This is a genomic window from Sporomusa sp. (genome assembly GCF_035561255.1).
Taxonomy (GTDB): domain Bacteria; phylum Bacillota; class Negativicutes; order Sporomusales; family Sporomusaceae; genus Sporomusa.
In genome coordinates this window covers 1-16,308 of sequence record NZ_DATMXX010000335.1, presented here as the reverse complement: position 1 = coordinate 16,308, position 16,308 = coordinate 1, and the positions used below count along the sequence as shown (strand labels likewise).

Here is a 16,308-nt window from a genome sequence, read left to right as displayed (position 1 = left end):
AAGAGAAATGCGGGCGGGAATTGTTCGCTAACATCGTAGCTCTGGGAACCATTGCTAAGCTTACAGGTGCTGTTAGCCTGGATGCCTTAGAAAAAGCTGTTCTGGCCCGTGTGCCCAAAGGCACTGAGGAAATGAACAAGTCAGCTCTGCAAATAGGCTATCAGGCGGTGTAAGCTATACCTATGATAACAACCTCTGGCGTTCGGCCCGCCAGAGGTTATTATCATATTAACATTTAAAGGTTGTAAGGATATAGGAATTTTCTCGAATTATGGGGGAGCTGGAATATGAGAATCAAGGCAAAACTGACAATGATGATTTGCGGGCTCCTGGTTTTTTCAGTAGGGATTTTAGGTGCTATCAATTATTGGCAGGCTTATAAGCTAATTACAAGCAATGCCGAGGAAGCGCTCGCGGCAACCGCAGGCGGGGCGGCAAATGAAGTGGGGTTGTGGTTTGAGGCGCGCCGAGCCGAAACAGTTACTCTGGCTAATTCACCGATTTTGCAGGGGGATCGCGCGACTGCCATAGCTTATCTTGCCGAGGAGAGTAAAAAAAATAAGATATATTCGCGGTTCTTTATAGTTGATGATAAAGGAAACGCAGCTTATACCAACGGATCAACCGCTAACCTAAGCGATCGGGAGTTTTACCAAAAGGTGATGAGCAGCGGAGCAGCTTGTATCGCAGATCCGGTTATCTCTAAAGTTGACGGAAAGATGGTAGTAGTAATTGCCGCTCCGCTGCAGAAAGAGGGTAAGACTATAGGGATGTTAGGCGGCACGGTGACGGTGGATGACCTCATAAAGCGGGTTTTATCATTTAAAGCAGGAGTGACCGGCCATGCTTATGTCATCCAAGGTAATGGGTTGGTGATCATACACCCCGAAAAGGACCTTGTCATGAACGCTAACTTTCTAAACGACCAAAATGCGGACGCCAAGCTGCGGATCATTACTGAGAAGATGGTCAAAAGTGAAAAAGGCACTGGTCACTATACATACCAGGGGATAAGCAAATATTTGGCATATGCTCCTGTTACTGGAACAGCCTGGAGTTTGGCAGTAAACATCCCTGCTGCTGAGGTGTTGTCAAAACTTGATTCATTTAAGCTTGGTTTTTTCACAACCTTAGGTATTGTACTGATCTTAGCCAGCGTCATTAGTTTTCTTTTCTCCCGGACCCTGGCGCGACCGCTTCAGGCCCTTAGCGCAATGGCGGAAAGTATTGCCAGGGGTGATCTGGCCATTACAGATGCCCGGGTGAATTCAAAAGACGAACTTGGTGCTTTAGCCACTGCTTTTAATACTATGACCGCCAATACCAGAAGTGTAATCAAACAGGTGATGCAGTCTGCCGAGCAGGTGGCCGCCGCTTCAGAACAACTGACAGCCAGCGCTGAGCAGTCGGCAGTTGCGGCAACCCATGTGGCCGGAGTAATCGGCGAGATTACTCTCGATACGGGAAATCAACTTAAGGATCTGAATGATACCACTACTGTGGTGGAAAAACTTTCTGAACAAATCAGGGAAATTGACGGTGGAGCCCAACAGGCAGCCCACCTGGCTAAGCAGACCTCTGTCAAAATTTTAACAGGACGGCAGACTGTGGAGCAGACCGTGAGCCAAATGAACAGTATCGAGAAAGCTACTGCAAGCGTGCAGCAAGCGATCGAACGACTGGCAGCCGGTTCTTCCCAGATCGGCGAAATTGTTAATGTCATTGCCGGCATTGCCGGGCAGACCAACCTCCTGGCTTTAAACGCCGCCATAGAGGCCGCTCGGGCCGGTGAGCAAGGCCGGGGATTTGCCGTTGTTGCCGACGAGGTGCGAAAACTCGCTGAGCAGACACAGGAAGCGGCAAAGCAAATTACCGGGCTTATCGGGGAAAACCATTCCAATATTACTAACGCAGTAGCCCTCATGAATGCGGGAACCGGTGACGTTCAACAAGGGATTACGCTTGTTAACAACGCGGGGAATTCGTTTGGCGAGATTGCTCTACTTGTCAGTAAGGTTTCTGATCAGGTCCGGGATATATCCTCTTCCATCGGAGAAATGGCTAACGGCAGCGCTCAAATTGTTGCTAAGGTGCGGGGCGTGGAGCAGGCAGGCAACCGTGTGGATGAACGGATTCAAACTGTGTCTGCCGCTACTCAGGAACAGTCGGCCGCCATGGAGGAGATAACCTCCTCAAGTCATAGTCTGGCTTGTCTGGCAGAAGAACTTCAGAATGCGGTAAATTTATTTAGGTTGTGATCTACGCGGGCTGGCTTGTTACAAAGCCAGTCTTTCAATGTTTTAAAAAAGGTGTTTGGGTCATGTTTTATGTAGTTGGTAGCAATTCTTACGAGAGCGTTGCTTTGGTGTGATACAATAAATAAAAAATACTTGTCTCATTTGCGGAGGTAGCAATATGGACACCAGCTTAATGGAAGTTGTCATCAAAAATATTGCCGTTCTCGGTGTCGCGGCCTACCTGACTACCCAACTGCCGCCTTTTCGCCGGGCATTGAATCAATTTCAGTACAGATTGCAGGATAAAGTCATTCTAGTTTTCATTTTTGGCTTTTTCTCGGCAGTCGGTAATTATCTGGGTATGCCTATTATGGGTTCACTTGCTAACACCAGAATTGTTGGCGCAGTTGCAGGCGGTCTCTTAGGAGGACCAATTGTGGGCTTAGGAGCGGGGATTATTGGGGCCATTCCAAGGTATTTCATGGGTGGATTTACCATGATCCCGGCTGCGGCTGCCAATATTCTGGTAGGGTACTTAAGTGGTCTTATCTATGCTAGGTACGGCCCGCGGAAGATTGGAATTAAAACAGCATTTGCCGCAGCTTTCGGTGCTGAAGTAATACTCAAACTAATGGTGATCACCTTATCAACACCTTTTGAGGCTGCATGGGAACTGGAGCGGGTAATCGCCGTTCCGACTACGATCGCCAATAGCCTGGGGGTTATGCTTTTTGTCTACATTGTTCGCGATGTATATCAAGAGCAGGAAAAGGCTCAGGCTAGGTCGGCGCAACAAGCCATGCGCGTTATCCAGAAGACGAACGGTGTACTCGGACAAGGTTTATCAATTGAATCAGCCCAATGTGTAGCTGAGATTGTTTATTCGGAAATTGAGGCTGATGCCGTGGCAGTTACCGATACGGACAAGACTTTAGCATTTTTGGGTGCAGGAAATGATCATCATATTGTGGGGCAGCCCTTCATTACCTTGGCGACCAAACGAGCCATGCAAAGCAGGCAAACCATCATCACTAATGATAAAGAAGGGATTGGCTGTCCTTATAAAGATTGTCCATTAACTGCGGTCATAGATGCCCCTATGGTTGTTAACAACCGCTTTCAGGGAAGTATTAAGGTGTATAAGACAGGCGCTGGGATGATTCTTCCATATGAAGCAGAACTTGTTCAGGGAATTGCGGATTTTTTAAGCTTACAGCTACTGCATGGCGAACTGGAAGCGCAGACAGTCCTTTTGGCCCAAGCGGAGTATAATTCGCTAAGAGCACAGATACATCCCCACTTTATTTTTAACACACTGGGGACGATTAGGGCTACTATCCGGACAGAGCCTGAGAAAGCACGGGCGCTGATTAAAGATTTATCCGACATTATCAGACGACATATCCGACCAGGCAAGGAGATGAATGCACTGCAGGAAGAGCTGGAATTTGTGGACAGTTACATCCGCTTGGAACAAGCTAGATTCGGAGATCGCATCCAAATTATTAAAGTGATTGATCCGGAGACATATAGGCAGGCAGTTCCGGTTTTTTCCGTACAAGTACTTGTCGAAAACGCTGTTAAGCATGGTCTTTCACCCAAAAAGGATGGCGGTATCATTCAAATCCGGGTGATAAGGGAGCGGGAAGCCGTTCACATCTCAGTAGAGGATAATGGAGTAGGCATCTCCAAAGAGCGCCTTGCCCGATTATTAGAAACACAGCCTGTGCCTCAGATCGCAGGGGGAATAGGAATAGGACTCAGTAATGTTCACGCCCGTATTCAACGGCTGTTTGGCAATGAGTTTGGTATCTCGATCGGGAGTAATGAAAACGAAGGCACGCATGTGTTTATTCGTTTACCTTGGCAGGAGGTGGCACCAGATGACGCGGCTGAAGGACGTAAAAGTTGTCATTGCGGATGATGAAAAATTGATGGCTAAAGAACTACAATCCTTATTACTTGAGATATATCCTGACCTTTGTATCATAGGCGTGGCGCATGATGGGGAGGCTGCGATACATTTGGTGAAAACGTATAGACCGGATATTGCCTTTCTGGATATTCAGATGCCTGGAATGACCGGACTTGAAGTGGCAAAAAAACTTATTGACTGCGAAGAACCGCCTGCAGTGGTTTTTGCCACTGCCTACGACGAATATGCACTAAAAGCGTTTTCGGTAAATGCGATGGACTATATTCTTAAACCTTACGATGAGATTGATATTGAGCGAGTCATGGGGAAGTTTGAAAAAATGCTTACCAGGTCAACTGTAAAACCAAAATCAAGCGGAAATAAAGAGGTGTCAAAATCATGTGCCGTCCGTAAGTTTTCTGTTGAAAAGGGAGACCGAATGGAGATCATTGATAGTGATAAGATCGAGATTGTTTATGCTAAAGACCGGCTTGTGTACATTAAAACCCTTGATGGCGAGAATTACCGGACCAAGCTTACTTTGCAAGACTTCGAATCCAAATTGCCATCAGATCGCTTTTTTCGCTGTCACCGGAACTTTGTAGTGAACGTTAATCAGATTAAAGAGATTGCTACCTGGTTTAATAAAGGATATTTATTGATACTGAAAAAAACAGGGACAGGGAAAAGCACGGAAGTTCCAGTAGGCAGAGCGTATGCCGCCAAGCTGAAGGAGTATATTGAGTTATAATTATATGCCGCCTTTAGCAGGCGGTTTTTTTTTGTCACTATTATTATCTGCTGGTAATCAATTTTTTGTTGTTGGTCGATACAGAATAGCGCCTTAAGCAGCTAATAGTTAGAATTGAAAATGTACAAACCTGCTAGAAATGACTGGGTGGTACAGTAGGGAGGAAAGAACACAATGAGTGACCTATTACAACGAATTAGGAATAATACGCTGCGGGAACGAATTATATCTGCCGATGAAGCCGCTGGGATTATTAAACTAGGCATGAATGTTGGGACAAGTGGCTTTACTCCTTCGGGTTATCCCAAGGCAGTACCGCTTGCTCTGGCCAAGAGAATACAGCAAGAAAAATTTAAAGTAAACCTATGGACAGGGGCTTCGGTAGGAAAAGAACTGGATGCTGCTCTCGCTGAAGTAGAAGGTATCGGGAAAAGATTGCCCTATCAGACGAATAGTGCTACCAGACAGGCGATCAATAGCGGACGCATTCAGTATACTGACCTTCATTTGAGTCACGTAGCGCAAATGGCACGTTGCGGGTTTCTGGGCGGCAAGGTAGATGTTGCAATTGTTGAAGCCTGCGCAATTACTGAAGAGGGTTATATAGTCCCCACAACTTCTGTAGGTAATTCAGCTTCATTTGTACAGAGTGCTGATAAAGTAATTGTTGAGCTTAATGTATCTCAGCCGCTGGAACTGGAAGGGATGCACGATATTTTCGCACCAAATGATCCCCCATACAGGGCGATTCTTCCGCTAGTCAATGTGTCTGACAGAATAGGTGTACCCTATATTCCATGCCAGGCAGATAAACTCGCTGGAATTGTTTTGAGCGATATTCCTGATGATGTTCGACCGTTAGCGGCGATTGATAATGATGCTAAGGCTATGACTGGACATCTAATAGATTTCCTCCATGGCGAAATCAAGACAGGCAGAATGCCTGCTAATCTATTGCCGCTTCAATCGGGAGTAGGGTCTGTAGCCAATGCGGTTATTACCGGGCTTGTACACTCAAACTTCTCCGATCTGAAGGTTTACACCGAGGTCATTCAAGATGGTATGTTAGATCTAATTGATGCCGGAAAGCTTTCTTTTGCTTCAGGTACAGCTCTTACGCCTTCTCCTGCAGGTTTACAGAGATTTTATAAAAACATAGACAGGTATAAGAATAAGATTGTTTTACGCCCTCAAGAAATATCCAATAGCCCGGAAATCATTCGCCGCCTTGGTATCATTGCAATGAATACAGCTATTGAATTCGATATTTACGGGCATGTCAACTCTACCCATGTAATGGGAAGCAAAATCATGAATGGTATTGGCGGCTCAGGTGACTTTGCCCGAAACGGCTACTTAACCTTCTTCTTTAGCAGTTCAGTGGCTAAGGGCGGGTCTATATCTAGTGTTGTACCTATGTGCTCTCATGTTGATCACACCGAGCATGATGTTGACGTATTTATTACTGAGCAAGGCGTAGCTGACGTAAGAGGTCTTAGCCCCAAAGAGAGAGCACGAAAGATTATCACTAATTGTGCTCACCCCAATTACCGGGCACAGTTGCTGGATTATCTTAAAAGGGCTGAAGAAGCTACCGGATTTGCACATACACCGCATTTATTGGCAGAAGCACTGTCCTGGCACGCAAGATTTGTAGAAACAGGAACTATGCAAGTTTAGTAACAAACCAGTCACATACTGTAATGTATCTACAAAAGTGTGATCATACAAAGAAGCCAGCTACTTGTCAAAGGTAGCTGGCTTCTGTTTGTTTATCCATTAAGCGTTTTCGATTTCTTCAAATAAATAGTGGGTTGTATCAGCTGTGACTAAGCTGTCATTAACTTTAGCGATATATGTTTCCGCACAGTCGCCGCACTCGCCTAAACAAGGTTCCACAGAGATCTCGACATCTTTAAACTCAGCCCGGCATTTTTCCACAAGCTCTTCCATGCCCTCGTGCTTCAGATTGTTTTCGCAGAATTGCAGTTTGTTCATATTTCTTTGCCTCCTTCAGTTTTTCGAAGTTTAGTTTCGGCCTGATACCGGCAAACTATGTAAAGATATTTTACCCTGGTTTTGGTGTGACGAAAATCACACCATACTGTGATGTCTGCCAATGAATGGGAGCAAACTTTATAATACAATGTACTCAAGAGATAAATCTAGAAGGAGACAGCAGCAATGGCTAATTTTGATAAACAGAAAATGATTGCCGAGTTTAAAAAACAGTTCGGATTTGTGCCTCCCTGTGGTATGGGAGCAGGCGATTTAGGCGAGGATATGCAGAAGATCATTAGTGAGTATCACCATATTATCTGGGGCGAAGGTGTTATTCCTTTAAAATACCGTTATCTTATTGCACTAGCGACTGCTGTCTATGGCGATGACGATGTACGCGCCAAGCTGGAACTCTTGAAGGCCTTAAACCACGGTGCTACCCGCGAAGAGATCATCGAGGTGTTTCGCCAGCAGGTATGGATGAAAGGCGCCCACACTATTGTAAAACTTAGTCCGCTGATTAAGTTTATGGATACTATTTATAAAGAAAACACGGTTTCCGCCGAGCCTTTGGCGTAAGCCGAAGTCGATGTTGCCCTTATCCAGACGGAAAGTTGAACTTTCTAACAGGATGAGAAAGCACAGCATGATGTTGTGAATCTGGTGGTCATTAATAACCCCAGTTATTTCGGTAAAAATAAATTAAGAAACATTGAGGAGGTGCAGTATGCTACCCAAAGGAGCAAACCTGCAGAAAATTCGGGATGGAAAACGTACTTATGCCATAACCCCGCATCTACCTGGTGGTTTTATTAAACCGGATGTTATGCAAAAATATGTAGATGTTACTAAAAAATATGGTGGTACGATGAAACTGACCTCAGCCCAGCGCATTATGATAACCGGGCTTAAGGCGGAAGACATTGAAGATATCTGGCAAGAGCTTGGCATGACACCGGCACTGGGTTTTGCCAACTGTGTCCGCAGTGTTAAAATCTGCCCAGGCAATGCTTTTTGCAAACGCGGCAAACAAGATAGTATCAAACTGGGGTTAGAGCTTGATAAACGATATATTAAGAAAGAAATGCCGAGCCGTATAAAAATGGGTGTCTCTGCCTGTCCCAACTCGTGTGGTGAATCTGTCGTCAAAGATGTAGGTGTTATTGGAACTGACGCCGGGTGGGATGTGTATGTGGGGGGCAGTGCCGGCTCTCACCCTCGCTTAGCCAACAGGCTGATTGAAGGGTTGGATTACGAGGATACCTTGCGGATTGTCGATATCATTATGCGCTATTATCAAAAACATGCCGATATTGAACGCATTGGGCAATTTATTGACCGCATAGGTTTTGAAAAATTTAAATCTGATGTTTTAGCTGAGTTTTACGGGGAAAAGAGCTCAGCCAGCGAACCGAAAGTAGCTCAATCCGGGGCAGGGGAAAAGATTGTACCACTGCCAGGCGGCCTTACCGAGGGCGATCTAGTATTTGGGGATCCCATTACCGGTGGCAGTGTAATCAGCGATATTATTAGGGTTTACCCGCAGACTGTCCCGGTATTTCGCTCATTTGGCATGGGGTGCCTTGGTTGTCCGTCTTCAGCTGGCGAACCCGTTACCCAGGCGGCTGAAATCCACGGCTTGAATCTAACAGAACTGCTGGCCGCACTGAACAAAGTCGTTCCGGCTAAAGTAAACTCTTAAACTAAGGAGGAGATTACAATGAGTGCTTTTTTAGCGCCGATTCATTACTGGTTATACAACAAGATTCGCTATGTTATTCAACGCGAGCAATTGATTTATCAAAGGGCTGAAACCCTTTGTGGCGGTACTGCCGAAGAAGCTCGTGCTCAAGCCTGGCAAAGCTACGGTGAGCCGCTGTCTGACACTGATCTGACAGAGCATATCGACCAGAGCAATATCCATGGGTGGCTGCAGCGACAGATTAATGTGGCTGAAAGCCGGGAAGCGGCTTTTGTCCAAGCCCTTGTTGACAATTGCGGTGATGCCGCTATTGACACAGCGTCCAAGGCTTTTCTGGAGCATGGTGCTCACTGCGCCCGCCACGCCGCTGCTCAGGGTAAGTATGAGACCTCAAATGCGCCTGGCATTTATAAAGCAATTAACGATTACTATCTAAATGGAATGCCTTGTGATCAGGCTGACTCTGTGCTGGAAAGTTCAGCTGACAAAATGGTCTGGGAGAGTGATGTTTGTTTGCAGGAACCTAACTGGAAAAGGGCTGGGGCTGATGGAAAAATGATGAAAGATCTTTACAATACCTGGATTACTGCGTTTGTCAGTATCCTTAATCCAGGCTTTACGCTTAAGCAAACCGCAATCACTAAGGCCGGAAGCATAACTACCAGGTACGAAATTACCCGGGTCTAACCCGTAGCCGTGGTCTAGTGCCGCGGCTTTTCCTGTTCCCAACCAGCGCAATCTGTGATATAATTCTCATGCTGAATTTTGTCGCATGATGTCGAAGTAGGAGAGGAAGATCGAGATGTTCAAAATAGTCGAAAAACGAAAATTAGCAGCTCAGATTTATTTAATGGATGTAGAAGCTCCCCGGGTGGCTAAGTCGGCCAAGCCTGGTCAGTTTGTCATTGTCAAAATGGACGAAAAAGGCGAAAGAATTCCATTAACCATTTGTGATTATGATGCAGATCGCGGAACTGTTACAATTGTATTTCAGACTTTAGGTCAATCGACCATTGGAATGGCAGCCTATGAGGCCGGTGATTATTTCACTGATTTTGCCGGACCGCTTGGTGAAGCCTCTGAATTTATCTATGATGACATTGATGACTTGAAAAAGCAACGTTTTGTTTTTGTAGCCGGTGGTGTGGGAACAGCTCCGGTGTACCCACAGGTAAAGTGGCTGCAGCAGCGGGATGTTCAGGTTGACGTAATTATCGGCGCCCGCTCTAGAGACTTCGTCATTCTTGAAGCGGAAATGAAAGCCCTGGGGGCAAATGTGTATGTTACAACTGACGATGGCTCTTACAGCCGTAAGGGCCTTGTGACCGATGTTTTAAAAGGGCTGATTGATGGTGGTGTTACCTATGACCATGTTGTCGCCATTGGCCCAATGATTATGATGAAGTTTGTGTCCAGACTGACAAAAGACTATAACATAAAAACAACCATCAGCTTAAATCCGATCATGGTTGATGGCACCGGAATGTGCGGCGCCTGCCGCGTCACAGTCGGGAATGAGATTAAGTTTGCCTGTGTCGATGGTCCTGAGTTTGACGGTCACCTGGTTGATTTTGATGAAGCTATGCGCCGGCAGACAATGTATAAGACAGAGGAAGGCCGATGCATGCTTGAGGCCGAAAAAACCAGCCATACCGGCGGGTGCTGTGGGGGTAATAAATAATGAGCAAAGTAGCCAGAATACCAGTACGGGAGCAGTGCGCCAAAGCGCGGGTCACTAATTTTGACGAGGTATGCTTGGGCTATTCACTGGAAGAAGCTGTTGCCGAGGCGTCCCGTTGTCTAAATTGTAAAAATGCTAAATGCGTGGGCGATTGCCCGGTGGCGATAGATATTCCGGCTTTTATCAGCCATGTTAAAAAAGGTGAAATTACCGAGGCGGCACAAGTTCTTGCCAGGTCCAGTGCTTTGCCTGCGGTGTGTGGCCGGGTTTGTCCCCAGGAAACTCAGTGCGAAGGCAAGTGTATTTTAGGCATTAAAGGTGAGGCGGTTGCTATTGGCAAACTGGAACGGTTTGTTGCCGACTGGGCCCGGGAAAACCAGGTGAATACCACCGAAGTAGCGGAGAAAAACGGTAAAAAGGTAGCCGTTATTGGCAGTGGCCCGGCCGGGTTATCCTGTGCCGGTGACCTTGCCCGCAGAGGTTATGCAGTAACCATATTTGAAGCGCTGCACGAACCTGGCGGCGTGCTTGTTTATGGGATCCCTGAGTTTCGTCTGCCGAAAGAAACTGTGGTAAAAACCGAGATTGATAATCTCAAAAAGATGGGTGTCAGCATTGAGACAAATGTCATTATCGGTAAAACAGTAACCATTGACGAACTTCTAAATGAGGAAGGCTTTGAAGCTGTATTTATCGGCTCAGGTGCCGGGCTGCCTAAGTTCATGGGCATTTCCGGGGAGAATGCAAACGGTGTATTCTCGGCCAATGAGTTTTTAACCCGCAATAACCTGATGAAAGCCTTTAAAACAGAATATGCGACTCCGATCAAAGTTGGCAAAAAGGTAGCGGTTGTTGGCGGCGGCAACGTAGCCATGGACGCTGCCAGAACAGCTGCCCGGCTGGGGGCGGAAACCCATATTGTTTACCGCCGGTCAGAAGCTGAATTACCGGCCCGGGCCGAAGAAGTACACCATGCCAAAGAAGAGGGGATTATCTTTGATGTCCTGACCAATCCAACCGAGATTATAGTAGATGACAAGGGCTGGGTAACTGGCTTACGCTGCATTAAAATGGAACTGGGGGAGCCTGACGCGTCAGGCCGGAGAAAACCTGTTGAAGTGCCTGACTCTGGATTTGTTATGGAAGTAGATACTGTCATCATGTCACTTGGAACTTCACCGAATCCACTCATTTCTTCAACCACCAAAGGTCTTGAAATCAATAAATGGCAATGCATTGTAGCTGACGAAGCAACCGGACTCACTAACCGTGAGCGCGTCTACGCCGGCGGCGACGCCGTTACCGGAGCAGCCACGGTAATACTGGCAATGGGAGCAGGAAAAAAAGCTGCCCAGGCCATTGACAAAATGCTCATGGGTACCCCATAAATGACTCAAGAGAACCGTCCCCGCGAGTCACTTTGGGTTTATTATATAGAGGATTGCCAATATGACTGGCTGATGCATAAGATAGATGAAGAGTGACCGGCGGCCCAGCCAGCTAAGCCAGCGGACTGGTGGGTGGTTAGCCGCTGAAGGGCACAATGATTGTTTGTCAGGATACAACAGTTTCCCAATGGCCATGCCGAAGAGGATGATGCCTAACCACGGCAATAGCGGATAATAATCAAGCGAGGTAAATCCGGGTGGTTTGATACCAAAGGGTACCAGGAAGGCAGTTGTTGACGTTATCTGAGAAAAGCTGTTGCCGACAGCAAGGATTGATAAGCCTGCTAGGATGAGCGGCAGTGCGCTGCGTTGGTTCAAGAACGGGGTGGCAAGCATACCAACACCGAGCAGATGCAGAATACCAAACCGGATATATACGGCAGGGCTGTAGAGATAGGTAATGACTGTAATGAACAGCCCTGTACCAAAGACAATAAGTCCGCGGCGTACTGGCTGGTGACTAAAGATATTGCTTATGCCTGATACCAGCATGAATAATACTGCAGAGGCTTTACCCTCGTAGTACCAAAATCCGTCCAGATAATCAAGCGGCCAGCCATAATAGAAAGCCAAATCAAATACGGTATGAAAAATGATCATTAAGAGGATGGCTATTCCCCGCAATAAATCGAGTTCAGCAAGCCGGACAGCTTCAGACAAGGGTAACGGCCTCCTTGGTGATGATGTAGTAACTCAACATATATTAACAATAAATTACAATTAGGTTGCCGTCAAGTAAGCGAAGTAAATCTTGGACTGAGTTTTTAAAAGTTTTGTAGTCGGTAATGTTTACGCTAGTTTTGTGATACACTAGGATACTAGTGACTTAGGCATGCCCCAGAAGCTGGTTTTAATGAATTTTAGAACTGCTACAGCTTGCAGGAATACCAGCGCCGAAAGGGAATATACTACCAAAGACAGGCTTTGGCTCATTGAATCAAGGCTTATTGACAGGGCGGTGCTTGTTTTGAAAGATATTTATCTTATATTATTATCTGTTTTTCTTGGCGCTGTTGGGCAAGTGGCTTTTAAGTATGGCGCTACGCATATTCCTGACACAGGTTCGGTCATGGAAAAGGTGATAGCCGCCTGGCCTATTACTGTAGGCTTGGCTGTGTATGGTGTGAGTACGCTGCTGTGGATTTATGCGTTACGCACCGTCGAACTAAGTTATGCATACCCACTCATAAGCTTAGGATATATACTGGTTTTTATAGCATCATACTTTCTATTTCATGAGGCCATTGGACTGCTCAGAATGGGTGGTCTGGTCTTAATATTGAGCGGTATTGTATTAGTAGCTAACTCGTAATATTAGTACTAAATTAACCGAATCTTAACATTTCACTACAATTAGTTAACAAAGCTCAAAGGTATATGCTATAATCAGTTTGAATCCGACAAATTGAGGAGGCTAAGTATGGGATTTGGCTTAAAGCCCCGTGAAGAAAAGTTTTATGGTTATCTTCTGGCAAATACTCAACTTATTCGGGATGCTGCCGAAGTCTTACAAGAGGCGTTAAACAAAGATGGAGACTTGTTTGAATTAATGGCTCAAATAGATGAACTGGAGAAACAAGCTGACGAGAATACGGCTAAGATTGTCGGCTTGTTACACAAGACATTTATTACGCCCCTTGACCGTGAAGACATCTATAGCATTGCTCACAAACTTGATGATGTTATAGACTGTATGCAGGGCACGATTGAACGCATGGAGCTCTATAATGCCGGTGCAGCATCAGAAGGTGCCAAGGCTCTTGCCGAATTGGTAGGTAAAAGCGCTAAGCAGATTGACAAAGCGTTCAGTCATTTGCCTGAGATTAAAAAACAAAAAGACAAACTGGAAGAGCGCTGTGCCCGGATCATTGAGTATGAGTCTCAGGGAGACCGGCTGTACAGGCAGGAGATGGCCAAACTGTTCAGAGAGTGCAACGATCCTATTGAAATAATCAAATGGAAAGAAATCCTGCTGCATTTGGAAGAGACCCTTGATATCTGTGAAGATATCGCCAATTTATTAAAGGGAGTCATCGTAAAGTATGCCTGATATGACGCTGGTCTATGTCGTGGTCTTTTTTGCGTTGGCGTTTGACTATATCAACGGTTTTCATGATACAGCTAACGCGATTGCCACATCGGTATCTACCCGGGCTTTAAACCCGCAGTTTGCTGTAGTTTTGGCTGCAACACTTAATTTTGCCGGGGCGCTCTACAGCACCGGAGTCGCCAAAACAATTGGCGGTGATCTTGTAAAATCGGCTTCTTTAGTAAGCCAGCCTGTGATTATCTCGGCCTTATTCGGTGCTATTGTCTGGAATTTGATTACATGGTGGATTGGTATTCCAAGCAGTTCTTCCCATGCGCTTGTCGGTGGTGTTTTGGGGGCGGTAATGGTAGGTGCGGGTTTTGACGCCATTAACCTTGCCGGTGTTGAAAAGATTATCCTGTCACTTGTATTGTCACCACTCATTGCGATGGCCGGTGGATACATTATCATGATTGCCATGATGTGGATCTTCGGACGGCAAGAGCCGGGGAAACTTAATACCGGGTTCAAAAAAATGCAGCTATTATCTGCCAGCCTGATGTCTTTCTCCCATGGCTCCAATGATGCGCAAAAAGCCATGGGTATTATTACGCTGGCTCTGTTGAGCTCGGGACATATTGAATCGCTGGAAGTACCCCTGTGGGCAAAAATAGCCTGCGCCACGGCTATGGGCCTGGGTACGGCAGCTGGTGGTTGGAAGATTATTAAGACTATGGGCGGCAAGATTGTTAAACTAGAGCCCATCAACGGTTTTGCTGCTGATATGAATTCGGCAATGGTCATTTTTGCAGCTACAAACCTGCACCTGCCAGTCAGTACTACCCATGTAGTATCTGGCTCAATCATGGGGGTTGGTTCTGCCAAACGGATTTCTGCTGTACGGTGGGGAGTGGCCCAGCAAATGCTTTTTGCCTGGATTCTGACCATTCCGTTCAGTGCAGTAACAAGCGCCCTAATGTATAAGTTTTTATCATTTTTTTTGTAGTTATCAGGCGCAGAACCGATGAGTAGGTGAGTATGACTTAGCATAAAAAGCAGGAATCTAGTGCTTAAGTCCGAATATTTCGCTTCAAATGAGAATACTGTAATGGCGGATCTAGAAAAGTAAACAGCTAAAAAAGCGGGTTAAATAAATTGAGCATTGGGTACTGCTCAGAGTGCAGTTGTTAATAGTAGCGGCCTTTGTTCTGCTTGCCACACCCGGGAAATGAATGAAGCTGACCGGGTATTTCATTATTTACGGCAACACACTGCCAGAGTATCAGTAGACCAGATAGCTACGGAAGCCGGTGTAAAACGCCAAACAGTCATGAGCATGCTAAAACGCGGCTGGTTTTTAGTGAACAATGTGGCATGCCAATTGTCGATGGCCACTTGTGCTCTTATTGTGTCTACGATATCAGACAGGAAATGAAGCGGATTGGCTGGTGGACTCTGGGAAGAAGAGATGCTGATAGTGGACGTTTTACCTATAATGGATTGGATAAACAGAATAATGGGAATGGGTTTTACAGCAAAAAAAACCATAGCTTAAAGGCAGCAGCTCCGGCATACGCAAGGGCTGCTTTTTGTATACCAATTTGCCTGGGCATTTTAATGTGTTCCTGCAATTAAGTTCATAAATGTGTGGGCTGCCACTGGCAACGGGACAGTGCTGTTTGTAACAGCACCAAGATAACGTGGTGGGATATTCTCTTGGATAGTTAAAAGAAACAGATTATCTTGCGCCAATTGAGTGGTAATATACTCTTTAGGCGCGAAAGCAATACCTAATCCGATCTGGGCTAAATCTATTAATAAATCGATACTGCCGATTTCTATTTCGGGTGTTATAGATACCTGATATTGCTTTAGCATCGCATCAAAGTAACTGCGGGTAACAGTATTTTTTTCCAGAACAAGAATTGGATAGTTCTCCAAATCTTTTAGGGAAAGGTTTAGTTTTTGCAGTTCCAGGTAATCCCTGCCAGCCACAAAGACGTCATGGATTACATCAAGTCTTGTGATTGAAAGTTTACTATCATGTTCACCAGGGTGAAGCTGTTCGTGATGCAAATTAACAAAACTGATATCTACCAGGCCTTTGCGGACAAGCTCAGTACATACCGGCGACGTCCGGTTGGTGATGTTGATTTTAATAAAGGGATACAACTCATTAAATTGTTTTAGATAAGATAGTAAATAATATCTGCACAGGGTGTCGCTGGCAGCAATCCTGAGTTCGCCTCTCGTCAGGGAATGAACATCCTGGATATTACGTTCGCCTGTCTTAATGAACTGATAAGCTTGCTCGACGAAGGGAAACAGCATAGTTCCTTCTGGGGTGAGTTTCACCTGCTTGGTGGTACGCGAGAACAGACGGCTGTTGAGCTTATCCTCTAGTAAGCGAATGGCTTGGCTAACGGCAGACTGGGATATGTGAAGCTGAGTTGAGGCTTCTGAGAAACTTAGTGTTTTAGCTACATGGTAAAAGACCTTATAGAGCTCAAAACTAACATCCATTTATAATCACTCCTTATTAGT

The 16,308-nt window shown here is 45.8% G+C and carries 16 protein-coding genes; 13 read left to right on the top strand and 3 right to left on the bottom strand.

Going from position 1 to position 16,308, the window contains the following annotated elements; all coding sequences use genetic code 11:
* From VN379_RS18735 to VN379_RS18715, 5 genes are all read left to right on the top strand, one after another.
* Positions 1 to 173, top strand: a 173-nt coding sequence (locus tag VN379_RS18735) for a 2-oxoacid:acceptor oxidoreductase family protein (protein WP_414715017.1), incomplete at its 5' end; no start/stop codon positions are given.
* 114 nt (positions 174 to 287) lie between these two features.
* Positions 288 to 2,258, top strand: a complete 1,971-nt coding sequence (locus VN379_RS18730) for a methyl-accepting chemotaxis protein (RefSeq protein WP_325536618.1) — start codon at positions 288 to 290, stop codon at positions 2,256 to 2,258.
* A gap of 157 nt (positions 2,259 to 2,415) precedes the next feature.
* Positions 2,416 to 4,161, top strand: a complete 1,746-nt coding sequence (locus VN379_RS18725; RefSeq protein WP_325536616.1) for a LytS/YhcK type 5TM receptor domain-containing protein — start codon at positions 2,416 to 2,418, stop codon at positions 4,159 to 4,161.
* A complete protein-coding gene (locus tag VN379_RS18720) occupies positions 4,121 to 4,903 on the top strand; it encodes a LytTR family DNA-binding domain-containing protein (protein ID WP_325536614.1) in 783 nt (260 codons plus the stop codon). Before VN379_RS18725 ends, VN379_RS18720 begins: the two co-directional genes overlap by 41 nt.
* Positions 4,904 to 5,077: 174 nt before the next feature.
* Entirely contained in the window at positions 5,078 to 6,583 is a 1,506-nt protein-coding gene (locus tag VN379_RS18715; RefSeq protein WP_325536612.1) for an acetyl-CoA hydrolase/transferase family protein, read from the top strand.
* A gap of 99 nt (positions 6,584 to 6,682) precedes the next feature.
* Here VN379_RS18715 and VN379_RS18710 read toward each other — a convergent pair whose 3' ends face one another.
* Positions 6,683 to 6,901: a DUF1450 domain-containing protein gene (locus VN379_RS18710; RefSeq protein WP_325536610.1), complete on the bottom strand. Its 219-nt coding sequence runs from the start codon at positions 6,899 to 6,901 to the stop codon at positions 6,683 to 6,685.
* A 186-nt stretch (positions 6,902 to 7,087) separates the two neighbouring features.
* Here VN379_RS18710 and VN379_RS18705 point away from each other — a divergent pair, with 186 nt between their 5' ends.
* From VN379_RS18705 to gltA, 5 genes are all read left to right on the top strand, one after another.
* Positions 7,088 to 7,483 (top strand): carboxymuconolactone decarboxylase family protein, encoded by a 396-nt coding sequence (locus VN379_RS18705; RefSeq protein ID WP_325536608.1) that lies wholly within the window; start codon positions 7,088 to 7,090, stop codon positions 7,481 to 7,483.
* 148 nt (positions 7,484 to 7,631) lie between these two features.
* Positions 7,632 to 8,606 carry a DUF1858 domain-containing protein gene (locus VN379_RS18700; RefSeq protein ID WP_325536606.1) on the top strand — a complete coding sequence of 325 codons (975 nt, stop codon included), beginning with the start codon at positions 7,632 to 7,634 and terminating at the stop codon, positions 8,604 to 8,606.
* 18 nt (positions 8,607 to 8,624) lie between these two features.
* Positions 8,625 to 9,293, top strand: coding sequence for a hypothetical protein (locus VN379_RS18695; protein WP_325536604.1), 669 nt, complete (start codon positions 8,625 to 8,627; stop codon positions 9,291 to 9,293).
* Positions 9,294 to 9,408: 115 nt separating this feature from the next.
* Positions 9,409 to 10,287: a sulfide/dihydroorotate dehydrogenase-like FAD/NAD-binding protein gene (locus tag VN379_RS18690; protein ID WP_325536602.1), complete on the top strand. Its 879-nt coding sequence runs from the start codon at positions 9,409 to 9,411 to the stop codon at positions 10,285 to 10,287.
* Positions 10,287 to 11,675: an NADPH-dependent glutamate synthase gene (gene gltA / locus VN379_RS18685; RefSeq protein WP_325536600.1), complete on the top strand. Its 1,389-nt coding sequence runs from the start codon at positions 10,287 to 10,289 to the stop codon at positions 11,673 to 11,675. The genes VN379_RS18690 and gltA overlap by 1 nt, the downstream gene beginning before the upstream one ends.
* A gap of 27 nt (positions 11,676 to 11,702) precedes the next feature.
* Here gltA and VN379_RS18680 read toward each other — a convergent pair whose 3' ends face one another.
* Positions 11,703 to 12,395 (bottom strand): heparan-alpha-glucosaminide N-acetyltransferase, encoded by a 693-nt coding sequence (locus VN379_RS18680; RefSeq protein WP_325536598.1) that lies wholly within the window; start codon positions 12,393 to 12,395, stop codon positions 11,703 to 11,705.
* Between the two features lie 193 nt (positions 12,396 to 12,588).
* Between VN379_RS18680 and VN379_RS18675 the strand changes: the two genes are divergently transcribed.
* The 3 genes from VN379_RS18675 to VN379_RS18665 all read left to right on the top strand — a co-directional run bounded on the left by VN379_RS18675 (position 12,589) and on the right by VN379_RS18665 (position 14,770).
* On the top strand, positions 12,589 to 13,047 hold the full coding sequence (locus VN379_RS18675; protein WP_325536596.1) for an EamA family transporter: 459 nt from the start codon (positions 12,589 to 12,591) through the stop codon (positions 13,045 to 13,047).
* A 108-nt stretch (positions 13,048 to 13,155) separates the two neighbouring features.
* Complete coding sequence (locus VN379_RS18670; RefSeq protein WP_325536594.1) at positions 13,156 to 13,785, top strand: DUF47 domain-containing protein; 630 nt, start codon at positions 13,156 to 13,158, stop codon at positions 13,783 to 13,785.
* Complete coding sequence (locus tag VN379_RS18665) at positions 13,778 to 14,770, top strand: inorganic phosphate transporter (protein WP_325536593.1); 993 nt, start codon at positions 13,778 to 13,780, stop codon at positions 14,768 to 14,770. Before VN379_RS18670 ends, VN379_RS18665 begins: the two co-directional genes overlap by 8 nt.
* Positions 14,771 to 15,378: 608 nt before the next feature.
* On the opposite strand, the gene VN379_RS18660 is transcribed toward VN379_RS18665, so the two are convergent.
* Positions 15,379 to 16,287 carry a LysR family transcriptional regulator gene (locus VN379_RS18660; RefSeq protein ID WP_325536591.1) on the bottom strand — a complete coding sequence of 303 codons (909 nt, stop codon included), beginning with the start codon at positions 16,285 to 16,287 and terminating at the stop codon, positions 15,379 to 15,381.
* Positions 16,288 to 16,308: the final 21 nt, after the last annotated feature.